This window comes from Janthinobacterium sp. Ant5-2-1 (assembly GCF_001445815.1).
Taxonomy (GTDB): Bacteria; Pseudomonadota; Gammaproteobacteria; order Burkholderiales; family Burkholderiaceae_D; genus Janthinobacterium; species Janthinobacterium lividum_E.
Map to the genome: position 1 here is coordinate 69,374 of NZ_LNCE01000034.1, position 19,143 is coordinate 88,516.

Genomic DNA, 19,143 nt, shown 5'->3' on the forward strand with positions numbered 1-19,143 from the left:
TCGAAACGGTTTCAAGCCTGGCAGTGCCGTAGCGAGCGGATGTGAGTTGTGGTTGAGAAGCGGAGCTGTGCGAATGCACAGTGAGCATCGGAGACCGCAAATCGCGCCGCGCAGTAGGCATAGTCAGGCGTTTTTATAAGGGTATATCGATGGGCACTCGACTAGGTGAATTGGTCGAACGCTTCGGCGGACAGTTGGCGGGCGATCCGAACCTGGAAGTTTCAGGCATCGCACCGCTGGCCGACGCCGGCGCTTCGCACATCAGCTTTCTCAGCAATAGCAAATTTCGCGCACAGGCGGCCCAGAGCGGCGCTTGCGCGCTGATACTCACGCCGGCCGACGACGCGCTGATCGGCGCCGACTACGCCGGCGCGCGCATCGTCACCCCGAATCCCTATGTGTATTTCGCGCGCGCGGCGCAGTATTTTGCCGCCCTGGCCGAGATCAAGGCGCCCGTGGGCATCCACGCCAGCGCCACCGTCGATGATGGCGCGCAAGTCGACGCCACTGCCTCGGTCGGGCCGCGCGCCGTGATCGAAGCGGGTGCCGTGATCGGCGCCGGCTGCGTCATCGGCGCCGGCTGCGTGATTGGCCGCGACGCCGTCATCGGCGCCGGTACCCAGCTGTTCGCCAACGTGACCTTCCACGCGCGCTGCGTGATCGGCCAGCGCGGCATCATCCATTCGGGCGCCGTGATCGGCACCGACGGCTTCGGCTTCGCCAACGAAGGCGGCGTGTATATCAAGATTCCGCAGACGGGCAGGGTGGTGATCGGTGACGATGTCGATATCGGCGCCAACACCACCATCGACCGCGGCGCACTGGCCGACACCATCATCGAAGACGGCGTCAAGCTCGATAACCAGATCCAGATCGGCCACAACTGCCATATCGGCGCACACACGGCCATGGCCGGCTGCGTTGGCGTGGCCGGCAGCGCCATCATCGGCAAATACTGCACCTTTGGCGGCGCCGCCATGGTGCTGGGCCATTTGACGATTGCCGACCGCGTCCATGTGGGCTCGGGCAGCATGGTCTCGCGTTCGATCGCGGAGCCGGGCCAGTATACGGGCTTCTATCCGCTGGCCAAGAACGCCGACTGGGAAAAGAGCGCCGCCATCGTGCGCAACCTGTCAAGCATGCGCGAGAAAATCCGCGCGCTTGAAAAAACAATTAAAACACTGACCACGCAAGACGAAAAATGACTACTGAAAAAAAGACCCTCGACATCCTCGCCATCAAATCGCTGCTGCCGCACCGCTACCCGCTGTTGCTGGTCGACCGCGTGCTGGACTGGGAAGCGAACAAAACCATCACCGCCATCAAGAACGTGACGGTCAACGAAGAGTTCTTCCAGGGCCATTTCCCGCACAAGCCGGTCATGCCTGGCGTGCTGATGATCGAAGCGCTGGCGCAGACGGCGGCCCTGCTGTCGTTCCTGTCGATGGGCGTGAAACCGGACGAGAACTCGGTCGTGTACTTTGTGGGCATCGACAACGCGCGCTTCAAGCGTCCTGTCGAACCGGGCGACCAACTGAAGATGGATGTGGAAATCCTGCGCGTCTCGCGCGGCATCTGGAAATACAAGGCCGTCGGTACGGTCGACGGCAAGCTGGCGGTGGAAGGTGAACTGATGTGCACCATCCGCAGCGCGCAGGATGCCAGCCAATCTGCGAGCCAGCCAGCGGGGCAGTAACATGGCGGCCATCCACTCCACGGCAGTCATTGATCCGAAGGCCGAGCTCGATAGCTCGGTCGAGGTGGGTCCGTACACCATCATCGGTCCGCACGTGCGCATCGGTGCCGGCACCAGGGTTGGCCCGCACGTGGTCATCGACGGCCACACGACGATCGGCAGCGACAACCACCTGTTCCAGTTTTCTTCCATCGGCGCGCAGCCGCAGGATAAAAAATGGGCTGGCGAGGCGACGCGCCTGGAAATCGGCGACCGCAACACGATCCGCGAATTTTGCACCTTCAACACGGGCACCGTGCAGGGTGGCGGCGTCACGCGCCTGGGCAATGACAACTGGATCTCGGCGTATGTGCACCTGGCGCACGACTGCCTGGTGGGCAACAACACGATCTTTTCGAACAATGCCCAGCTGGCGGGCCACGTGGAAATCGGCGACTGGGTCATCATGAGCGGCTTCGCCAATGTGCACCAGTTCTGCAAGATCGGCGCGCATGCCTTCGTCGGCATGAGCACCAGCCTGACGCAGGACGTGCCGCCATTCGTGCTCCTGAACGGCAACCCGGCACAAGCCCACGGCGTCAATATCGAAGGCTTGAAACGCCGCGGCTTTACGCGCGAGCAGATCAACGGCATCCGCGCCGCGTATAAACTCATCTACCGCGCGGGACTGACCCTGGAAGAATCCAAGGCTGCCCTGTTCGAAGAAGAAGCGGCATCGTCGCCCGAGGTGGCGGAACACATTCGCGCCATGCGCGAATTCCTTGGCGTGGCGTCGCGTGGCATCGTCCGCTGACCAGTCTAGCGGCCTGCCGGTCGCCAATGTCGCCATCGTCGCCGGCGAGGTGTCGGGCGACCTGCTGGCCAGCCGGCTGCTGTCCGGCCTCGTGCCGCAGCTGCCCGGCGCACGCTTCCATGGCATCGGCGGCGAACACATGGCCAAGCAGGGTTTTGTGTCCGATTGGCCGCTCGACAAGCTGACCGTGCGTGGCCTGTTCGAGATCATTCCCCGCTACCGCGAGATCAAGGGCATCCAGAACGCGCTGCGCGACCAGCTGCTGGCCGAGCGTCCCGCCGTCTTCATCGGCGCCGACTATCCGGGTTTTAACCTGGGACTGGAACAGCAGCTCAAGGAAGGCGGCATCCCCACCGTGCACTACATCGGGCCGCAGATCTGGGCCTGGCGCGGCGGCCGCATCAAGAAAATTATCAAGGCCGTCTCGCACATGCTGGTGATCTTCCCGTTCGAGGAAGAGATCTACCGCAAGGCAGGCGTGCCCGTTACCTATGTCGGCCATCCGCTGGCTGAAATGATCCCCCTGCAGCCCGACGAGGCGGCCGCGCGGCGCACCCTGGGCTTGCCAGACGACGCGAATGTCGTGACGCTGATGCCGGGCAGCCGCATGGGCGAACTCAAATACAATACGGTGGCCTTTGTCGGCGCGTGCAAGTTGCTGCTGGCGCGCGACCGCTCCTTGCGTTTCGTCGCGCCCATGGCCGGCGAAAAACAGCGCCAGTACTTCCTGCAGCTGATTGCGGAAGCGGGCCTGCAGGACGTCGAAATATTGCTCACGGACGGCGGCTCGCACACGGCCATTTGCGCCGCCGATGCGGTGCTGGTGGCCTCCGGCACGGCATCGCTGGAAGTGGCGCTGTACAAGAAGCCCATGGTCATCGCCTACAAGATGATGCGCGCCTCGTGGGAAATCATGCGCCACATGGGCTACCAGCCGTGGATTGGTTTGCCCAACATCTTGGCGCGCGACTACTTGGTGCCCGAGCTGCTGCAAAACGCGGCCAGCCCCGAGGCACTGGCCGAAGCCATGTGGAAGCAGCTGAGCGACGTTCCCGGGCGTTTGCGCCTGGTGCAGCGCTTCACGGATATGCACCACAGCCTGCTGCGCGACAGCGCGCAGGAAAGCGCGAATGCCGTCATGCAGGTCATTGCCGCCAACCGCAAGTAAGCACCGTTTCAATCGCAGTTCCTACCAAAGATTCAACGTGAAAAATATCTATCCCGGCCTGTTTGACGACTTGCCATTCTCGCTCGATGAAATCATCTGCGGCGTCGACGAGGCAGGCCGCGGTCCGCTGGCCGGCCCCGTGTTCGCCGCCGCCGTGATCCTCGACCCGCAGCAGCCCATCGACGGCTTGCGCGATTCGAAAAAACTCAGCGAAGCGAAACGTGATTTGCTGGCGCCGCAGATCAAGGCCAAGGCCCTGGCCTGGGCCATCGCCGAAGCGTCGGAAGAAGAGATCGACCGCCTGAACATCCTGCAGGCGTCGATGCTGGCCATGCGCCGCGCCGTCGAGGCCCTGGCCACCGTGCCGACCCTGGCCCTGATCGACGGCAACCGCTGTCCCGTGATGCCGATACGCGGCATGGCCATCGTCGGTGGCGACGACAAGGTCGATTCGATTTCCGCCGCCTCGATCCTGGCCAAGACGGCGCGCGATGCGGCCCTCGTGCACCTGCATGCGGCCTATCCCGAATACTGCTTCGACCAGCACAAGGGTTACGGCACCAAGCTGCACCTCGAGCGCCTGCACCTGCATGGCGCCTCGCCCGTGCACCGCCGCTCGTTCGCCCCCGTGCGCAACGTGATCGCGCTGTTTGGCGGACAAGAGGTGGCGGCATGAAGACGATTACCTCGCGCGACAATGCGCAATACAAGGATTTGCTGAAGCTGGCGGGCAGTTCGCAGGCGCGCCGCAAGTCGGGTCGTACCTTGCTCGACGGCGTGCACCTGTGCCAGTCGTATTTGCAGCTGCGCGGCATGCCGGAGCAGTGCATCGTCAGCGAAAGCGCCTTGCGGAACCCGGAAGTGGCGGACATCGTCGGCCAGCTGGAAAGCCAGCGCGCGCACGTACTGGGCTTGCCCGACGCGCTGTACAACGCGGTGAGCCAGGTCGAACACGGCGTGGGCGTGATGTTCCTCATCGAGACCCCGGAACGGGCCGTCACGCAACCCCTGAGCGTATCGGCTGTGCTGCTCGATAACCTGCAAGACCCAGGCAACGTGGGGTCGATTTTGCGCAGCGCCGCCGCCGCCGGCATCACGCAGGTGTACTGCAGCGCCGGCACGGCATTCTGCTGGTCGCCGAAGGTGCTGCGCGCGGCCATGGGTGCGCACTTCGTGCTCGACATCTTTGAAAACGTCGACCTGGCGGCGCTCGTTGCCGGCGCCAAGGTGGCCACCCTCGCCACCAGCGGCTACGCCACGAAGCAGCTGTACGACGTCGACCTGCGCCAGCCCGTCGCCTGGCTGTTCGGCCATGAAGGGCAGGGCGTGGCCGACGACCTGCTGGCTATGGCCACGCACCAGGTGGTCATTCCCCACCTGGGCCAAATCGAATCGCTGAACGTGGCCGCCTGCGCCGCCGTCTGCTTCTTCGAGCAGCTGCGCCAGGGCCAGTCCTGAACAGGGTAGCCATGTCTTTTCCTCCGCTTGCCGATGGTGCTGTACGTGACGAGGCCTGGTGGCGCCAGGTTGCCGCGTTTTATCCCGCGCCGCCGGACGCCATCGTCAATCTCGAGCATGGCTATTTCGGCGCCATGGCCAGCCCTGTGCACGCGGCGTTCGAACAGGCCGTGCGCTACACCAACGAGCAACTGAGTCCCTTCGTGCGCGGCGAATTCACGCGTACGCACGTGGATATCCTGCGCCAGCGCGTCGCCGCGCTGATTCACGCGCAGCCGCACGAAATCCTGCTGACCCGCAGCGGCACCGAATCCATGCAGGTGCTGATCACGCAATACCACGGCCTGGCGTCCGGCGATACGGTGCTGTGGAGTAATCTCGATTATCCGGCCATGCGCACGGCCATGCGCTGGCTGGCGCAGCGCCGTGGCGTCACCAGTACGCAAGTTCAATTGAGCCTGCCCATCAGCGATGACGAGATCATCGCCCGTTACGCGCAAGCCATGCGCCTAGCCGTCAAGCCCAAGTTGCTGCTGCTGTCGCAGGTGACGCCGGCCAACGGCCAGCAACTGCCGCTGCAGGACATCATGGCGCTGGCGCGCGAACACGGCATCGACGTGCTGCTCGACAGCGCCCATGCGCTGGGGCAGGTCGACGTGGACGTGCATGCTATGGGCGTCGATTTCGCCGGTTTCAATCTGCATAAATGGCTGGGGGCGCCGGCGGGACTCGGTGTCGTGTATATCCGCGCATCGCAGTTACACAAGATCGAGCCGCATTGTGGCGACGACGATTATCCGCTGGACGATATCCGCAGCCGCCTGCACATGGGCATGCCGCCGATCGGCGCCATCCTGGCTGCGCCTGCCGCATTGGACTTCCATGAGCGCCTGGGCGGCGCGCCGGCCAAGAACGAACGCCTGGCCTGGCTGCGCGATTACTGGGTCGGGCGGGTGGCGCAATTGCCCGGCGTGCACATGTTGTCTCCGCTCGATGCCAGGCGGGGCACGGCGCTGGTCGCCTTTGCCGTCGACGGCATGAGCGCGCGCGATCTGCAGCAAGCCTTGCTGCAGCGTTTTGGCGTCTTCACCGTGCAGCGCAATATCGGCGATGCCGATGTCGTGCGCGCCACGGTGGCCATCACCACCACCACCGGTGAACTGGACCGGCTGGTGGCCGCGCTGACGGCGCTCTCCAGCGAGGCGACCACCTGACAAAATCGACGCGCAGCAGGTTTGGTCAGGTGTTCTCAGTACTCGCGGCGGTTCGGCTTGATCTCTTGCAAGATTGTCGTGGAGATCTCCTCGATCGACTTGGTGGTCGATGACAGCCAGCGTATTCCCTCGCGTTTCATCATTTTTTCCGCCTCGTTGACCTCGTAACGGCAATTTTCAATGGCCGCATACTTGCTTCCAGCGCGTCTTTCGTTGCGTATTTCCGACAAACGTTCGGGCGTAATGCTCAATCCGAAAATTTTATTCTTAAATTCCAGCAAGGCCGATGGCAGCTTGTCGCGCTCGAAATCGTCGGGAATCAGCGGATAATTGGCTGCCTTGATGCCGTATTGCATGGCCAGATACAGGCTGGTCGGGGTCTTGCCAGAGCGCGAAACACCCACCAGAATGACATCGGCCGAGGACAGGTTTTTGTGCGACTGGCCATCGTCATGCGCCAGCGAATAGTTGATCGCCTCGATGCGGTTCTTGTATTCCTCGCTGTCGACGATGTTGTGCGAGCGCCCGATGGTATGGGTCGACATCACGCCCAGCTCCTGCTCCAGCGGGGCGACAAAGGTCTGGATCAGGTCCATGTGCATGCCGCTGGACTTGCGGATCACGGCCGACAGGTCGTTCTTTACCAGGGTGGAGAAAATGATCGGGCGCTGGCCGTCGGTGGCAAACGCTTCGTTGATCTTTCGCGCCGCCTCGTAGGCCTTGTCCATGGTGTCGATGAAGGGCAGGCGGATCTGGCGGAAGCGCAGATCGAACTGCGTCAGCACCGAGTGGCCGAACGTCTCGGCGGTGATGCCGGTGCCGTCGGAAACGAAGAAGACGGTGCGGGCCGCGGAGGGCAGAGGAGGGCGTGGTTCTTGTGTCATGGGTTTTCGGATCAAGATTGTGCGTCGTCAATTTGCGCCGCACAAGGTAAAATGGCTGCAACGGTATGATTGTGCTGCACGACGCCAAGAATAACAAGAAGACTGTCTGTGCGCCGCGCGTAAAGATTTCTATCATCAGTAAGGGTGTCATTATGACCAACGCAGTATCGCAACAGCAGGAAGACAAGGACGCGGTGTATGTTGCCTCGTTCGAGCATTTGCGCATGACGGATGTCGAATCCGTCGGCGGCAAGAACGCCTCCCTGGGCGAAATGATCAGCCAACTGGCGGAAGCCGGCGTGCGCGTGCCCGGTGGCTTTGCCACCACGGCGCAGGCATTCCGCGATTTCCTGTCGTATAGCGCCAATGGCGGCTTGCCGCTGGCCGAACGCATCGCCCAGCGCCTCGAAGGGCTGGACATCGATGACGTGCGCTCGCTGGCGCAAGCCGGTGCCGAGATCCGTCAATGGATCGTGGAAACGCCATTCCAGCCACGCCTGGCCGCCGAAATCGACCAGTTCTACGCCAAGCTGGTAGCCGATTCCGACACGGAAATGTCGTTTGCCGTGCGTTCCTCCGCCACGGCGGAAGACTTGCCGGACGCTTCTTTTGCTGGTCAACAAGAAACCTTCCTGAACGTGGTCGGCATCGACAACGTGCTCGACGCCATGAAACAGGTGTTCGCATCGTTGTACAACGACCGCGCCATCTCCTACCGCGTACATAAAGGCTTTACGCACGCCGAGGTGGCCCTGTCGGCCGGTGTGCAGCGCATGGTGCGTTCCGACCTGGGCGCGGCCGGCGTGATGTTTACCATCGATACCGAGTCGGGTTTCAAGGACGTGGTCTTCGTCACCTCCAGCTATGGCTTGGGCGAAACCGTGGTGCAGGGCGCCGTCAATCCTGACGAATTCTATGTGCACAAGCCGATGCTGGAAAAAGGCAAGTCGCCTGTCATCCGCCGCAATATCGGCTCGAAGCTGCTGAAGATGGAATTCACGAACGAAGCGAAAGCTGGCCGTTCCGTGAAAACCGTCGACGTGCCCGTCGAAATGCGCAACCGCTACTCGCTGAACGACAGCGAAGTGGTGGAACTGGCCAAATACGCCGTCATCATCGAGAACCACTACGGCCGTCCGATGGACATCGAGTGGGGCAAGGATGGCCGCGACGGCAAGCTGTACATCCTGCAGGCGCGTCCCGAAACCGTCAAGTCGCAGCAAAAGGCGACCGACGTGCAGGAACGCTTCAAGCTGAAAAGCACGGGCACCGTGCTGACGTCCGGCCGCGCCATCGGCCAGAAGATCGGCGCCGGCCCCGTGCGCGTGATCCACGACCCGGCCGACATGGAGCGTGTGCAGCCAGGCGACGTGCTCGTTGCCGACATGACGGACCCGAACTGGGAACCGGTCATGAAGCGCGCATCGGCCATCGTCACCAACCGTGGCGGCCGTACTTGCCACGCTGCAATTATTGCCCGTGAACTCGGCGTGCCGGCCGTCGTCGGCTGCGGCGACGCGACCGACGTGCTGAAAGACGGCACGTTCGTCACCGTGGTGTGCTCCGAAGGCGACGAAGGCAAGATCTACGACGGCTTGCTGGAAACGGAAGTGTCGGAAGTGTCGCGCGGCGAATTGCCGAAGCTCGACACCAAGATCATGCTCAACGTGGGCAATCCGCAGCTGGCGTTCGACTTCCAGTCCGTGCCGAATGCGGGCGTGGGCCTGGCGCGCCTGGAATTCATCATCAATAACAATATTGGTGTGCATCCGCGCGCGATCCTGGAATACCCGAACATCGACGCCGACCTGAAAAAGGCCGTGGAATCGGTGGCGCGCGGCCACGCTTCGCCGAAGGCGTTCTACATCGACAAGCTGGCCGAAGGCATCGCCACCATCGCCGCCGCGTTCTGGCCGAAGAAAGTCATCGTGCGCCTGTCCGACTTCAAGTCGAACGAGTACAAAAAGCTGATCGGCGGTTCGCGCTACGAGCCGGACGAGGAAAACCCGATGCTGGGCTTCCGCGGCGCGGCGCGCTACCTGTCGGCCGACTTCTCCGAAGCGTTCAACATGGAATGCGAAGCGATGAAGCGCGTGCGCAATGACATGGGCCTGACGAACGTGGAAATCATGGTGCCATTCGTGCGTACCTTGGGCCAGGCCGAGAAAGTCATCGACCTGCTGGCAAAAAATGGCCTGAAGCGCGGCGAAAACGATTTGCGCGTCATCATGATGTGCGAAGTACCGTCGAACGCCATCTTGGCCGACCAGTTCCTCGACCATTTCGACGGCTTCTCGATCGGTTCGAACGACCTGACCCAGCTGACCTTGGGCCTGGACCGCGATTCCGGCATGGAATTGCTGGCCGCCGACTTCGACGAGCGCGATCCTGCCGTGAAAGCCCTGCTGGCCCTGGCCATCAAGGCTTGCCTGGCACGCGGCAAGTACATCGGCATTTGCGGCCAGGGTCCTTCCGACCATCCGGACTTCGCCGTCTGGCTGATGGAGCAGGGCATCGAATCGATGTCCCTGAATCCCGACTCGGTGATCGATACCTGGCAAAAGCTGGCTGCGCTGAAAGCGTAAGCATCTTTATCGCCGTCTGAAAACCTGCTGCCGCTCACCCGGCAGCGGGTTTTTTTATGCCCGCCATGCGGCGCACGGCAGCATTCGATGGGCTTGCGCCAGATCAGCTAAAATGATTCCACCAATACATTGAAACAGGAGTTCACATGGCAAGCAAGAAACCGAGCAAAGTTGCAAAGATCGACATCGGCATTTCCGAGGCGGACCGCGCGAAGATTGCGGAAGGCCTGTCCGGCCTGCTGGCCGACAGCTACACCTTGTACCTGATGACCCATAATTTTCACTGGAACGTCAAGGGACCGATGTTCAATACGCTGCACCTGATGTTCATGACGCAATACACGGAACAGTGGGCCGCGCTGGACCTGATCGCCGAGCGCATCCGCGCCCTCGGCTATCCGGCGCCGGGTACCTACAAGGAATTCGTCAAGCTCGCTTCGATCAAGGAAATCGACGGCGTGCCGCCGGCGCTGGAGATGGTCAGTCACCTGGTATCGGCACAGGAAGCGACCGCGCGCACGGCGCGCCGCCTATTCCCGTTGCTGGAAAAAGCCAATGACCAGCCGACGGCCGACCTGATCACGCAGCGCCTGGATTTGCATGAGAAGACGGCGTGGATGCTGCGCAGCCTGCTCGAGGAATAAACACGGCGCTATTTCTTCCCTGGCTATTGACGCCATCCGGAATTGCGTTAGACTGCTTGTATATAGGTGTTTGGCAAGAATAATATCAGGCAGTGCAGCGCATTAAACCCCGTCGCTTATATAGGCCGCGGGGTTTTTTATTTTCGTATTCACAAGGATGGAGGCATCATGGCTGAATGGGTAGGCTGGTTTGTCGCGGCTGGCGCGGTATTGATCCTGGAGCTGTTTACAGGCACGTTTTATTTGCTGATGATCGCCATCGGCGTCAGTGCCGGAGGATTGGTGGCGCTGGCGGGCGGAAATGGCGGCTGGCAGGCCCTGACGGCCGCCATTGTCGGCGTGGCGGCTACCTTGTTATTGCGGCGCAGCCGTTTTGGCAAGGCGGCGCGGCGCGATGCGGCCCAGGATCCGAATGTGAATCTCGATATCGGCCAAAGCGTGGCAGTCGCGCACTGGGTCGATGGTGCGGCGCGTGTCATGTATCGCGGCGCCTTGTGGGATGTGGAACTGATTCCCGGCAGCGATACGCAGGCCGGTCATTACACCATACGCGCCGTGCGCGGCAGCCGTTTGATTGTTGGATAACCTGGAGAATAGATTATGGAAGTAAGCATCGGAAGCATGTCGCTGATCTTGTTATTGCTGGCATTGGTCTTTGTCTTCAAGACGGTCAATGTCGTGCCGCAACAGCATGCCTGGGTGGTGGAACGCCTGGGCAAGTTCCATGCGGTATTGGGCCCTGGCCTGAATATTGTCGTGCCTTTTGTTGATCGTATCGCCTACAAGCATGTGCTCAAGGAAATTCCACTCGATGTGCCGCCGCAGGTGTGCATTACGCGCGACAATACGCAATTGCAGGTCGATGGCATTCTGTATTTCCAGATTACCGATGCCATGCGTGCTTCGTATGGCTCGTCGAATTATATTGCCGCCATTACGCAATTGGCGCAAACGACCTTGCGCTCGGTGATCGGTAAAATGGAACTCGACAAGACATTTGAAGAACGCGACCATATCAATACGGCCATCGTGAATGCCATCGATGAATCGGCGGCGAATTGGGGCGTGAAGGTATTGCGCTATGAAATCAAGGATTTGACGCCGCCCAAGGAGATCTTGCATGCGATGCAGGCGCAGATTACGGCCGAGCGTGAAAAGCGCGCGCTGATTGCCGCTTCGGAAGGGCGCAAGCAGGAGCAGATCAATATCGCCAGCGGCGAGCGCGAAGCGAATATTGCCCGCTCCGAAGGCGAGAAGCAGGCATCGATCAACCGCGCCGAAGGCCAGGCGACAGCCATCGTCGCGCTGGCGCAGGCCAGTGCCGAGGCGCTGCGCCAAGTGGGCGCCGCCATTCGCGAGCCGGGCGGCGAAGATGCCGTCAACCTGAAAGTAGCCGAGCAGTATGTGGGCGCCTTCGCGCAATTGGCGAAAACGAATAACTCGATTATCGTGCCGGCCAATCTCGGTGATATGAGCGGTTTGATCGCCACTGCGATGCAGGTGGTGAAAACCCAGAAGCCGAAAGGCGGCGTGGCGATTCCCTGATTAGCGCTGGCTGGGTGAATAGCAAGTCCGTAGCAAGTTTGTCGTCAATACTGCCCGCTGTATAGCGGGCAGTTTGCATTTGTACCGTCTTGATTATCTGCAGGCAGCAGGGGGGAGTAACTGCGGGTGAATGCTTAATGTTGAAAAATATATTCCTCATGCTATGCTGTGCGCACTTTCGCGATTATGTGCTTCCGTGTTGTGCTGATTTTTTTAATTGGCGTAAAATCTGCCGCATGTAGATGGCGGTGATTGCTCCGATGCACGGGCGGCATTTGAAGGCGATGCCCGATACCCCACAGTATTGGTTCCATGTATATTTTTTAATTGCAATTTTGAATTGCTATAAATTGCAATGGCAGTACTGCAGAATAAACATGGTCGATGGCGCTGTATGCAAACGCCGCCGTGCAAAGCAGGGGTACTTGCGCAGATGGTCCATGTACGATGTCCGCCTCCTTGATTGAAGACGCGCATCGCTTGAAAGCCGGGGAAGTAGGATTTTTGGTAAAAGAATTGTAAAAAACAATCAAATCTTCAGAAAAATCACCTCAGTCGCGTTACAATTGGATAGAATTTAACTGTTCAGTTATATTTTTCAACTCACACAAGGAAATATCATGGATCTGTCCAGCTTATCCCTGTCCGAACTGCGCACCTTGCAGGACGACATCAAGAAGCAAATGAAGAAACGCGAACAGGACGATCTGTCCAAAGCGCGCGAACAAATCCTGGCGATCGCCCAGAGCGTTGGTGTTTCCGTCAAAGATCTGGTTGGTACGGGTATCCGCGCTAAAACCGGCACGGTGGCAGTACGCTATCGCAATCCGGATGATGCGACGCAGCAATGGACTGGCCGTGGCCGTCAACCGAAATGGGTCAAGGAGTGGACCGATTCGGGCAAGTCGCGCGATCTGCTGAAGGTGTAATGTAGTAATACGCCATTCATTCGGATGCTTGTCCTGTGGAGTAGTGCAGGGGTAATACCAGGCAGCATGCAAGCATCCGGAACTTTCCTGATTTATCGTCTTTGGCCAGACAGGCAGAGCTGATTCACATTGATTATCTCCCCGGTATTTTCGTCAATACCAGTCTTATTTCCGCCATATCTCTTCCTTTTTCTGTTTTTATCCCGTGGGCTGTGCATTTCCGTTTGTCGCAGGCAATCGGCAAAATAAAACCCGGCATATAGCCGGGTTTGTTGGTGTGGCCGCAGCATGCTGCGCGCAGTGCAGGATCAGCGGCGGTGCGATTTCATTGCCGCCTGCACTTCGCGCGCGCCATCGCGGTCGCGTTCCGCAGCCCGCTTGTCGTGCTGCTTCTTGCCTTTGGCCAGACCGATTTCGCATTTCACGCGGCCGCCCTTGTAGTGCAGGTTGAGCGGCACGAGGGTGTAGCCGGAGCGTTCCACCTTGCCGATCAGTTTATCCATTTCCGTGCGGTGCAGCAGCAGCTTGCGCGTGCGCACGGCTTCCGGATGGATATGGGTGGAGGCGGTCGGCAGGGCGCTGATATGCGCGCCGAACAGGAAGAGTTCATCGCCGCGGACGACGACGTAGGCTTCCTTGATTTGTACGCGGGCGTCGCGGATGGCTTTGACTTCCCAGCCTTCCAGCACGATGCCGGCTTCGTAGCGATCCTCGATAAAGTAGTCGTGGAAGGCTTTTCTGTTGTCTGCTATGGTCATGAGATGGTAAATGTGCGCGGGTCGGTTAAACTACTGTCTCGCGCAAGCGCGATAAAATCAAATGTATCCAACATCATAGCAAATGGTTCTTCAATGGCAGTAGTACATAAATCAGTTTTTCTCGGCTATAGCGCCGAACAAATGTTCGCGCTGGTGGCGGCGGTGGAGGATTATCCCAAATTCCTGCCCTGGTGCGGTGCGGTCGAGATTCGCGAGCGGGGCGAGAACACGGTTGTCGCCAGCGTGGGCATACATTACCACGGCGTGCGCCAAAGCTTCACCACGTCCAACGAGAACGTGCCGCCGACTTCCATCAAGATGAAGCTGGTGGACGGTCCTTTCAAGACCCTCGATGGCGTGTGGACCTTCAAAGCCTTGCGCGAAGACGCCTGCAAGATCGAACTGGACCTACACTACGAGTTTTCCAGCCGTGTGCTGGAACAGATCATCGGCCCCGTCTTCGGCATGATCGCCAACAGCATGGTCGATTCCTTCTGCAAGCGCGCGGAGACCGTGTATGGCTGAGGTCAGCACGCATGGTATCCCCGTGCAAGTCTGCCACGCCTTGCCCGATGGCAGCTTCCTGCGCGCCTTGACGGTGCCAGTGGGCACCACCATCGAGCAGGCGGTGGCGCACAGCGGCTTGCTGCAGGAAATCCCCGGCATCGACCTGGCCGTCAATATGGTCGGCATCTATGGCAAGAAGAAGCCGCTCGATACGGTCTTGCGCGAACATGACCGCGTGGAAGTGTACCGGCCCTTGCAGGCGGACCCGAAAGAGGCGCGCCGGCGCCGGGCTGGCGGCAAGCCCGCCAAGGGCTGAACGGGCTGGGGCTTCACCTTGAGGCCGCTGCCTGGCGCGCGCCATTTTTTGCTATTTTCAAATATCTTTTCTATGCTGCAAGGACGGAGGGCGCTTTTTTCTGTATAATCTGCTTTTGCGCCAATAGGAAATGCTATGCGTCTACTTCAAAAAGCACTCACATTCGATGACGTGCTGCTCGTCCCAGCCTACTCCAACGTTCTGCCCGCCGATACGTCCCTCAAAACTCGCCTGACCCGCAATATCACCCTGAATATTCCCTTGCTGTCCGCAGCCATGGATACGGTGACGGAAGCCCGTCTGGCGATCGCGATGGCCCAGGAAGGCGGCATCGGCATCATCCACAAGAATTTGAATCCGAAGGACCAGGCACGTGAAGTGGCCCGCGTAAAGCGTTTCGAAGCAGGTGTGCTGCGTGATCCGATCACGATTCCGCCGGAAATGAAAATCCGCGACGTGATTGCACTGACGGAACAATACGGCATCAGCGGTTTCCCGGTTGTCAAAGGAAAGGAAGTCGTCGGCATCATCACCAACCGCGATTTGCGCTTTGAGCAGGAACTCGACGCGGAAGCTTCCGCCAAGATGACCCCGCGCGAAAAGCTGGTGGTCGTCAATGAAGACGCCGATACGGCCGAAGCCAAGCGCCTGATGAACAAGCACCGTCTCGAGCGCGTGCTGGTCGTCAACGACGCGTTTGAGCTGCGCGGTCTGATTACTGTCAAGGATATCCAGAAGTCGACTTCCCACCCGTTCGCGTCGAAAGACAGCCAGGGCAAACTGCTGGTCGGCGCTGCCGTCGGCGTAGGCGCCAAGGATGAAGAGCGCATCGATCTGCTGGTCGCCGCCGGCGTCGACGTGCTGGTGGTCGACACGGCCCACGGCCACTCGCAAGGCATCCTCGACCGCGTACGCTGGATCAAGACCAAGTATCCGCAAGTCGAAGTGATTGGCGGCAACATCGCTACCGCCGCCGCCGCCAAGGCGCTGGTGGAATACGGCGCCGATGCGGTCAAGGTCGGCATCGGTCCTGGCTCGATCTGCACCACGCGTATCGTCGCCGGTGTGGGCGTGCCGCAAATCACGGCCATCTCGAATGTTGCCGAGGCACTGGAAGGCACGGGCGTGCCATGTATCGCCGACGGCGGTATCCGCTTCTCGGGCGATATCTCGAAAGCGCTGGCCGCTGGCGCCTCGACCGTCATGATGGGCTCCATGTTTGCCGGTACGGAAGAAGCACCGGGCGAAGTGATCCTGTATCAGGGCCGCAGCTACAAATCGTACCGCGGCATGGGTTCGCTGGGCGCGATGTCCGATGGTTCGGCTGACCGTTATTTCCAGGACGCCACCATGAAGGCCGATAAGTTCGTGCCTGAAGGTATCGAAGGCCGTGTTGCCTATAAGGGCAGCGTGCTGGCGATCATCTTCCAGCTGGTGGGCGGCGTGCGTCAATCGATGGGTTACTGCGGTTGCGCCACCATCGACGAACTGCGCGAAAAAGCGGAATTCGTGGAAATCACCTCGGCCGGCATGCGCGAGTCGCATGTCCATGATGTGCAGATTACCAAGGAAGCGCCGAATTACCGTTCCGAGTAAATAGCGACACACCAGACCGGCGCCCAGTGCGCCGGTTTTGTAATGACCTCAGATAAAGTCACCATCATGCATTCTAAAATCCTCATTCTCGATTTCGGTTCCCAAGTCACCCAGTTGATCGCCCGCCGCGTGCGCGATTCCGGCGTGTTTTCCGAAGTCTTCCCGTATGACGTCAGCGATGAATTCGTGCGCAACTATGGCGCCGCCGGCGTGATCCTGTCGGGCAGCCACAATTCCACCCTGGACGGCGATTCGCCGCGCGCGCCGCAAGCCGTGTTCGAGCTGGGCGTGCCCGTACTGGGCATCTGCTACGGCATGCAAACCATGGCGGCCCAGCTGGGCGGCAAGGTGGAAAACGGCCTGGTGCGCGAATTCGGCTACGCCGAAGTGCGCGCCCGCAGCCACACCAAGTTGCTCAACGGTATCGCCGACTTCGTCACCGACGAAGGCCACGGCATGCTGAAAGTGTGGATGAGCCATGGTGACAAGGTGCTGGAAATGCCACCAGGCTTCAAGCTGATGGGCAACACCCCGAGTTGCCCGATCGCCGCCATGGCCGACGAAGAGCGCCAGTTCTACGGTGTGCAATTCCACCCGGAAGTGACGCACACGGTGCAGGGCAAGGCCATGCTCGGCCGTTTCGTGCATGAAATCTGCGGCTGCAAATCGGACTGGAACATGCCCGACTACATCAGCGAAGCGGTGGAAAAAATCCGCGCGCAAGTCGGCACCGACGACGTCATCCTGGGCCTGTCCGGCGGCGTTGATTCTTCCGTCGCGGCAGCCCTGATCCATCGCGCCATCGGCGACCAGCTGACCTGCGTCTTCGTCGACCACGGCCTGCTGCGCCTGGACGAAGGCAAGATGGTGATGGACATGTTCGCCAAGAACCTGGGCGTGAAAGTCATCCGCGTCGATGCGGAAGAGCAGTTCATGGGCCACCTGGCCGGCGTCACCGATCCTGAGCAAAAGCGCAAGATCATCGGCCGCGAATTCGTCGAAGTGTTCCAGGTCGAATCGGGCAAGCTGGTCAACGCCAAATGGCTGGCGCAAGGCACGATTTACCCGGACGTGATCGAATCGGCCGGCAAAGGTAAAAAGGGCCAGACCATCAAGAGCCACCATAACGTGGGCGGCTTGCCGGACACCATGAAGCTCAAGTTGCTCGAACCGCTGCGTGAACTGTTCAAGGATGAAGTGCGTAAACTCGGCGTGGCCCTGGGCTTGCCGCATGACATGGTCTACCGTCACCCATTCCCGGGCCCTGGTCTGGGCGTGCGCATCCTCGGCGAAGTCAAGAAAGACTACGCCGACCTGCTGCGCCGCGCCGACGCCATCTTCATCGAAGAGCTGCGCAACACGCCGTATGAGCCGGTCGTGGTTCCCGGCTTCGACCAGGATAGCGTGCCGACCAACTGGTACGAAGCGACCAGCCAGGCTTTCGCCGTGTTCCTGCCCGTCAAATCGGTGGGCGTGATGGGTGATGGCCGTACCTACGAATACGTGGTGGCCCTGCGCGCCGTGCAAACGCAAGACTTCATGACAGCCCACTGGGCGCACCTGCCGCACAGCTTGCTGGGCAAGGTGTCGAACCGCATCATCAATGAAGTGCGCGGCATCAACCGCGTCGTCTACGATATTTCGGGCAAGCCGCCGGCGACCATCGAGTGGGAATAATCTCCCATCCGGCAGCGTAAGGTAACGCCGGGTCAATGAAACAGCTAAGCCCCTGATTTTTCAGGGGCTTTTTTTTGGCGAAACGAGGTGGCGGGGGTGGCGTGCGGCGGGACCGGCTGTATACGTCATGCTGCCGCTGAAGGGTTTGCTATGGTCGCCGCATTCACGCCGTCTGTCCCAGGCTGACCAGGCGAGCCAGTGTCTCCTGCGCATTCATGGTCTGGGCCAGCTTGACGGCGTTCATGCCGCGGCTGTCCACGGCGTCGATGCGCGCGCCGTGTTGCAGCAGCAGGTCGAGGATGGCCAGGCGGTTGAACATGGCGGCCATCATCAACGGTGTCTTGCCGTCCGGGCTGCTGCCTTCCACCCTGGCGCCGTGCTGGAGCAGCAGGGCGGCGATGTCCAGGTAGCCTTTGTAGGCCACGCCGGCCAGCGGCGTCTGGCCCTGGTCGTTGGGGACGTTGGCGTCGGCGCCCGCTTCAAGCAGCAGGCGCGACGTTTCCAAATGGCCATGGTAGCTGGCCAGCATGATCAGGCTGTCGCCTTTTTCGTTACGGAAGTTGACCGGCACGCCTTGGGCGACCATGGCGCCCAGTTGCTGCGTGTCGCCTTCGCGCACGAGGGCAAACAGGCCCTGGATGAATTCCAGGGTTTCGGCATCCATCGTTGGCGGGAGGTTTCGTGCGTCGGTCATCGTGTTCTTTCTGCGAGGGTGGTCAATGTCCTAGTCTACTATGCGGCCGGCGCCAGCGCCTTTTGCCGCGAGGCCAGCGCGGCGCCGATGAACAGGGCGATGGCCGAGGCAATCAAGCCCCGCTCCAGTCCGGCCGGGCCGTCGGCGATCCAGCCGACGACGATGGGGCCAACTATCTGGCCCAGCGCGAATACCGTCGTGTAGGCGCTAATGCCGGCCGTCCAGGATTGCTGCGGCAGGTTATGCCGCACCAGGGCCGTGGTCGACGCCACTACCGACAGGAACACGGCGCCGAAGACGAGGCCGGAGAGGAACACGACTGGTACAAAACTCGTCAGTGCGGGCAGGATGGTGACTGCGCCCAGCACGCCGTTCAGGATCGCCAGCGATTCGCCGCCCTTGTAGCGGTCGAGCATGCGGGCCCAGATGCGCGACGACGCCACCACCGCCAGACCCAATACAGTGTAGAAAACGGTGATCAGGGTGTCGCTCATGCCTTGCTGCTTGAGCAGGGCGATGACGAAGGTCATGTAGCCGATGTAGCCGACGCCAAACATGAAATAGCCGGCCAGGCTGGGGGAAAAGTCGCCCCAGGCGAAGCGCCGCGGCGTGTCGAGGGCGCGCGGCGCTTCGCCGATCGCCTTGGCCGGCAGCGCCATGAAGGCGGTGGCGAGCAGGC

Annotated in this window: 20 protein-coding genes; 16 read left to right on the forward strand and 4 right to left on the reverse strand. The window is 60.6% G+C overall.

The genetic code is table 11. The features are described from left to right. Positions 1 to 149 precede the first annotated feature (149 nt). From lpxD to ASN89_RS12445, 7 genes are read left to right on the forward strand one after another with little or no spacing between them, the layout of a single operon-like run. Complete coding sequence (gene lpxD / locus ASN89_RS12415; protein ID WP_046684968.1) at positions 150 to 1,205, forward strand: UDP-3-O-(3-hydroxymyristoyl)glucosamine N-acyltransferase; 1,056 nt, start codon at positions 150 to 152, stop codon at positions 1,203 to 1,205. Then, a complete protein-coding gene (gene fabZ, locus ASN89_RS12420; protein WP_046684969.1) occupies positions 1,202 to 1,696 on the forward strand; it encodes a 3-hydroxyacyl-ACP dehydratase FabZ in 495 nt (164 codons plus the stop codon). The genes lpxD and fabZ overlap by 4 nt, the downstream gene beginning before the upstream one ends. A gap of 1 nt (position 1,697) precedes the next feature. Further along, positions 1,698 to 2,489, forward strand: a complete 792-nt coding sequence (lpxA, locus tag ASN89_RS12425) for an acyl-ACP--UDP-N-acetylglucosamine O-acyltransferase (RefSeq protein ID WP_046684970.1) — start codon at positions 1,698 to 1,700, stop codon at positions 2,487 to 2,489. After that, positions 2,473 to 3,657: a lipid-A-disaccharide synthase gene (gene lpxB / locus ASN89_RS12430; protein ID WP_058049471.1), complete on the forward strand. Its 1,185-nt coding sequence runs from the start codon at positions 2,473 to 2,475 to the stop codon at positions 3,655 to 3,657. The genes lpxA and lpxB overlap by 17 nt, the downstream gene beginning before the upstream one ends. 37 nt (positions 3,658 to 3,694) lie before the next feature. Further along, on the forward strand, positions 3,695 to 4,333 hold the full coding sequence (rnhB, locus tag ASN89_RS12435) for a ribonuclease HII (RefSeq protein ID WP_046684971.1): 639 nt from the start codon (positions 3,695 to 3,697) through the stop codon (positions 4,331 to 4,333). Then, entirely contained in the window at positions 4,330 to 5,115 is a 786-nt protein-coding gene (locus ASN89_RS12440; RefSeq protein WP_058049460.1) for a TrmH family RNA methyltransferase, read from the forward strand. Before rnhB ends, ASN89_RS12440 begins: the two co-directional genes overlap by 4 nt. Positions 5,116 to 5,126: 11 nt before the next feature. Continuing rightward, positions 5,127 to 6,329: an aminotransferase class V-fold PLP-dependent enzyme gene (locus ASN89_RS12445; protein ID WP_058049461.1), complete on the forward strand. Its 1,203-nt coding sequence runs from the start codon at positions 5,127 to 5,129 to the stop codon at positions 6,327 to 6,329. Between the two features lie 35 nt (positions 6,330 to 6,364). On the opposite strand, the gene ASN89_RS12450 is transcribed toward ASN89_RS12445, so the two are convergent. Continuing rightward, positions 6,365 to 7,213 carry a pyruvate, water dikinase regulatory protein gene (locus ASN89_RS12450; RefSeq protein WP_035818186.1) on the reverse strand — a complete coding sequence of 283 codons (849 nt, stop codon included), beginning with the start codon at positions 7,211 to 7,213 and terminating at the stop codon, positions 6,365 to 6,367. A gap of 152 nt (positions 7,214 to 7,365) precedes the next feature. Between ASN89_RS12450 and ppsA the strand changes: the two genes are divergently transcribed. The 5 genes from ppsA to ASN89_RS12475 all read left to right on the forward strand — a co-directional run bounded on the left by ppsA (position 7,366) and on the right by ASN89_RS12475 (position 12,916). Then, a complete protein-coding gene (ppsA, locus tag ASN89_RS12455) occupies positions 7,366 to 9,798 on the forward strand; it encodes a phosphoenolpyruvate synthase (RefSeq protein WP_046685533.1) in 2,433 nt (810 codons plus the stop codon). A gap of 146 nt (positions 9,799 to 9,944) precedes the next feature. Further along, positions 9,945 to 10,442: a Dps family protein gene (locus ASN89_RS12460; RefSeq protein ID WP_046684974.1), complete on the forward strand. Its 498-nt coding sequence runs from the start codon at positions 9,945 to 9,947 to the stop codon at positions 10,440 to 10,442. 168 nt (positions 10,443 to 10,610) lie between these two features. Further along, a complete protein-coding gene (locus ASN89_RS12465; protein ID WP_046684975.1) occupies positions 10,611 to 11,027 on the forward strand; it encodes an NfeD family protein in 417 nt (138 codons plus the stop codon). Positions 11,028 to 11,042: 15 nt separating this feature from the next. Continuing rightward, positions 11,043 to 11,987 carry an SPFH domain-containing protein gene (locus ASN89_RS12470; RefSeq protein WP_046684976.1) on the forward strand — a complete coding sequence of 315 codons (945 nt, stop codon included), beginning with the start codon at positions 11,043 to 11,045 and terminating at the stop codon, positions 11,985 to 11,987. 620 nt (positions 11,988 to 12,607) lie between these two features. Beyond that, complete coding sequence (locus ASN89_RS12475) at positions 12,608 to 12,916, forward strand: H-NS family nucleoid-associated regulatory protein (RefSeq protein WP_010397665.1); 309 nt, start codon at positions 12,608 to 12,610, stop codon at positions 12,914 to 12,916. Between the two features lie 308 nt (positions 12,917 to 13,224). On the opposite strand, the gene smpB is transcribed toward ASN89_RS12475, so the two are convergent. Beyond that, positions 13,225 to 13,674, reverse strand: a complete 450-nt coding sequence (gene smpB, locus ASN89_RS12480) for an SsrA-binding protein SmpB (protein ID WP_034752217.1) — start codon at positions 13,672 to 13,674, stop codon at positions 13,225 to 13,227. Between the two features lie 93 nt (positions 13,675 to 13,767). On the opposite strand from smpB, the gene ASN89_RS12485 reads away from it, so the two are divergent. The 4 genes from ASN89_RS12485 to guaA all read left to right on the forward strand — a co-directional run bounded on the left by ASN89_RS12485 (position 13,768) and on the right by guaA (position 17,770). Next, on the forward strand, positions 13,768 to 14,199 hold the full coding sequence (locus ASN89_RS12485) for a type II toxin-antitoxin system RatA family toxin (protein ID WP_035818194.1): 432 nt from the start codon (positions 13,768 to 13,770) through the stop codon (positions 14,197 to 14,199). Continuing rightward, positions 14,192 to 14,497, forward strand: coding sequence for an RnfH family protein (locus ASN89_RS12490; protein ID WP_058049462.1), 306 nt, complete (start codon positions 14,192 to 14,194; stop codon positions 14,495 to 14,497). Before ASN89_RS12485 ends, ASN89_RS12490 begins: the two co-directional genes overlap by 8 nt. Before the next feature lie 135 nt (positions 14,498 to 14,632). After that, entirely contained in the window at positions 14,633 to 16,093 is a 1,461-nt protein-coding gene (gene guaB / locus ASN89_RS12495; protein ID WP_035818200.1) for an IMP dehydrogenase, read from the forward strand. A 66-nt stretch (positions 16,094 to 16,159) separates the two neighbouring features. Next, entirely contained in the window at positions 16,160 to 17,770 is a 1,611-nt protein-coding gene (gene guaA / locus ASN89_RS12500; RefSeq protein ID WP_035818203.1) for a glutamine-hydrolyzing GMP synthase, read from the forward strand. Between the two features lie 163 nt (positions 17,771 to 17,933). Here the strand turns inward: guaA and ASN89_RS12505 are convergent, their stop codons facing one another. Both ASN89_RS12505 and ASN89_RS12510 read right to left on the reverse strand, forming a co-directional pair. Continuing rightward, entirely contained in the window at positions 17,934 to 18,464 is a 531-nt protein-coding gene (locus ASN89_RS12505) for an ankyrin repeat domain-containing protein (RefSeq protein WP_058049463.1), read from the reverse strand. 38 nt (positions 18,465 to 18,502) lie between these two features. Further along, a partial coding sequence (locus tag ASN89_RS12510) for a YbfB/YjiJ family MFS transporter (protein ID WP_152988552.1) occupies positions 18,503 to 19,143 on the reverse strand: 641 nt, incomplete at its 5' end.

What these genes read in the sequence shown, in the direction of transcription:
- lpxD (WP_046684968.1), top strand. Translation starts at nt 150, where the DNA reads ATGGGCACTCGACTAGGTGAATTGGTCGAACGCTTCGGCGGACAGTTG.
- fabZ (WP_046684969.1), top strand. Translation starts at nt 1,202, where the DNA reads ATGACTACTGAAAAAAAGACCCTCGACATCCTCGCCATCAAATCGCTG.
- lpxA (WP_046684970.1), top strand. Translation starts at nt 1,698, where the DNA reads ATGGCGGCCATCCACTCCACGGCAGTCATTGATCCGAAGGCCGAGCTC.
- ASN89_RS12440 (WP_058049460.1), top strand. Translation starts at nt 4,330, where the DNA reads ATGAAGACGATTACCTCGCGCGACAATGCGCAATACAAGGATTTGCTG.
- ASN89_RS12445 (WP_058049461.1), top strand. Translation starts at nt 5,127, where the DNA reads ATGTCTTTTCCTCCGCTTGCCGATGGTGCTGTACGTGACGAGGCCTGG.
- ASN89_RS12450 (WP_035818186.1), bottom strand. Translation starts at nt 7,213, where the DNA reads ATGACACAAGAACCACGCCCTCCTCTGCCCTCCGCGGCCCGCACCGTC.
- ppsA (WP_046685533.1), top strand. Translation starts at nt 7,366, where the DNA reads ATGACCAACGCAGTATCGCAACAGCAGGAAGACAAGGACGCGGTGTAT.
- ASN89_RS12460 (WP_046684974.1), top strand. Translation starts at nt 9,945, where the DNA reads ATGGCAAGCAAGAAACCGAGCAAAGTTGCAAAGATCGACATCGGCATT.
- ASN89_RS12465 (WP_046684975.1), top strand. Translation starts at nt 10,611, where the DNA reads ATGGCTGAATGGGTAGGCTGGTTTGTCGCGGCTGGCGCGGTATTGATC.
- ASN89_RS12470 (WP_046684976.1), top strand. Translation starts at nt 11,043, where the DNA reads ATGGAAGTAAGCATCGGAAGCATGTCGCTGATCTTGTTATTGCTGGCA.
- ASN89_RS12475 (WP_010397665.1), top strand. Translation starts at nt 12,608, where the DNA reads ATGGATCTGTCCAGCTTATCCCTGTCCGAACTGCGCACCTTGCAGGAC.
- smpB (WP_034752217.1), bottom strand. Translation starts at nt 13,674, where the DNA reads ATGACCATAGCAGACAACAGAAAAGCCTTCCACGACTACTTTATCGAG.
- ASN89_RS12485 (WP_035818194.1), top strand. Translation starts at nt 13,768, where the DNA reads ATGGCAGTAGTACATAAATCAGTTTTTCTCGGCTATAGCGCCGAACAA.
- ASN89_RS12490 (WP_058049462.1), top strand. Translation starts at nt 14,192, where the DNA reads ATGGCTGAGGTCAGCACGCATGGTATCCCCGTGCAAGTCTGCCACGCC.
- guaB (WP_035818200.1), top strand. Translation starts at nt 14,633, where the DNA reads ATGCGTCTACTTCAAAAAGCACTCACATTCGATGACGTGCTGCTCGTC.
- guaA (WP_035818203.1), top strand. Translation starts at nt 16,160, where the DNA reads ATGCATTCTAAAATCCTCATTCTCGATTTCGGTTCCCAAGTCACCCAG.
- ASN89_RS12505 (WP_058049463.1), bottom strand. Translation starts at nt 18,464, where the DNA reads ATGACCGACGCACGAAACCTCCCGCCAACGATGGATGCCGAAACCCTG.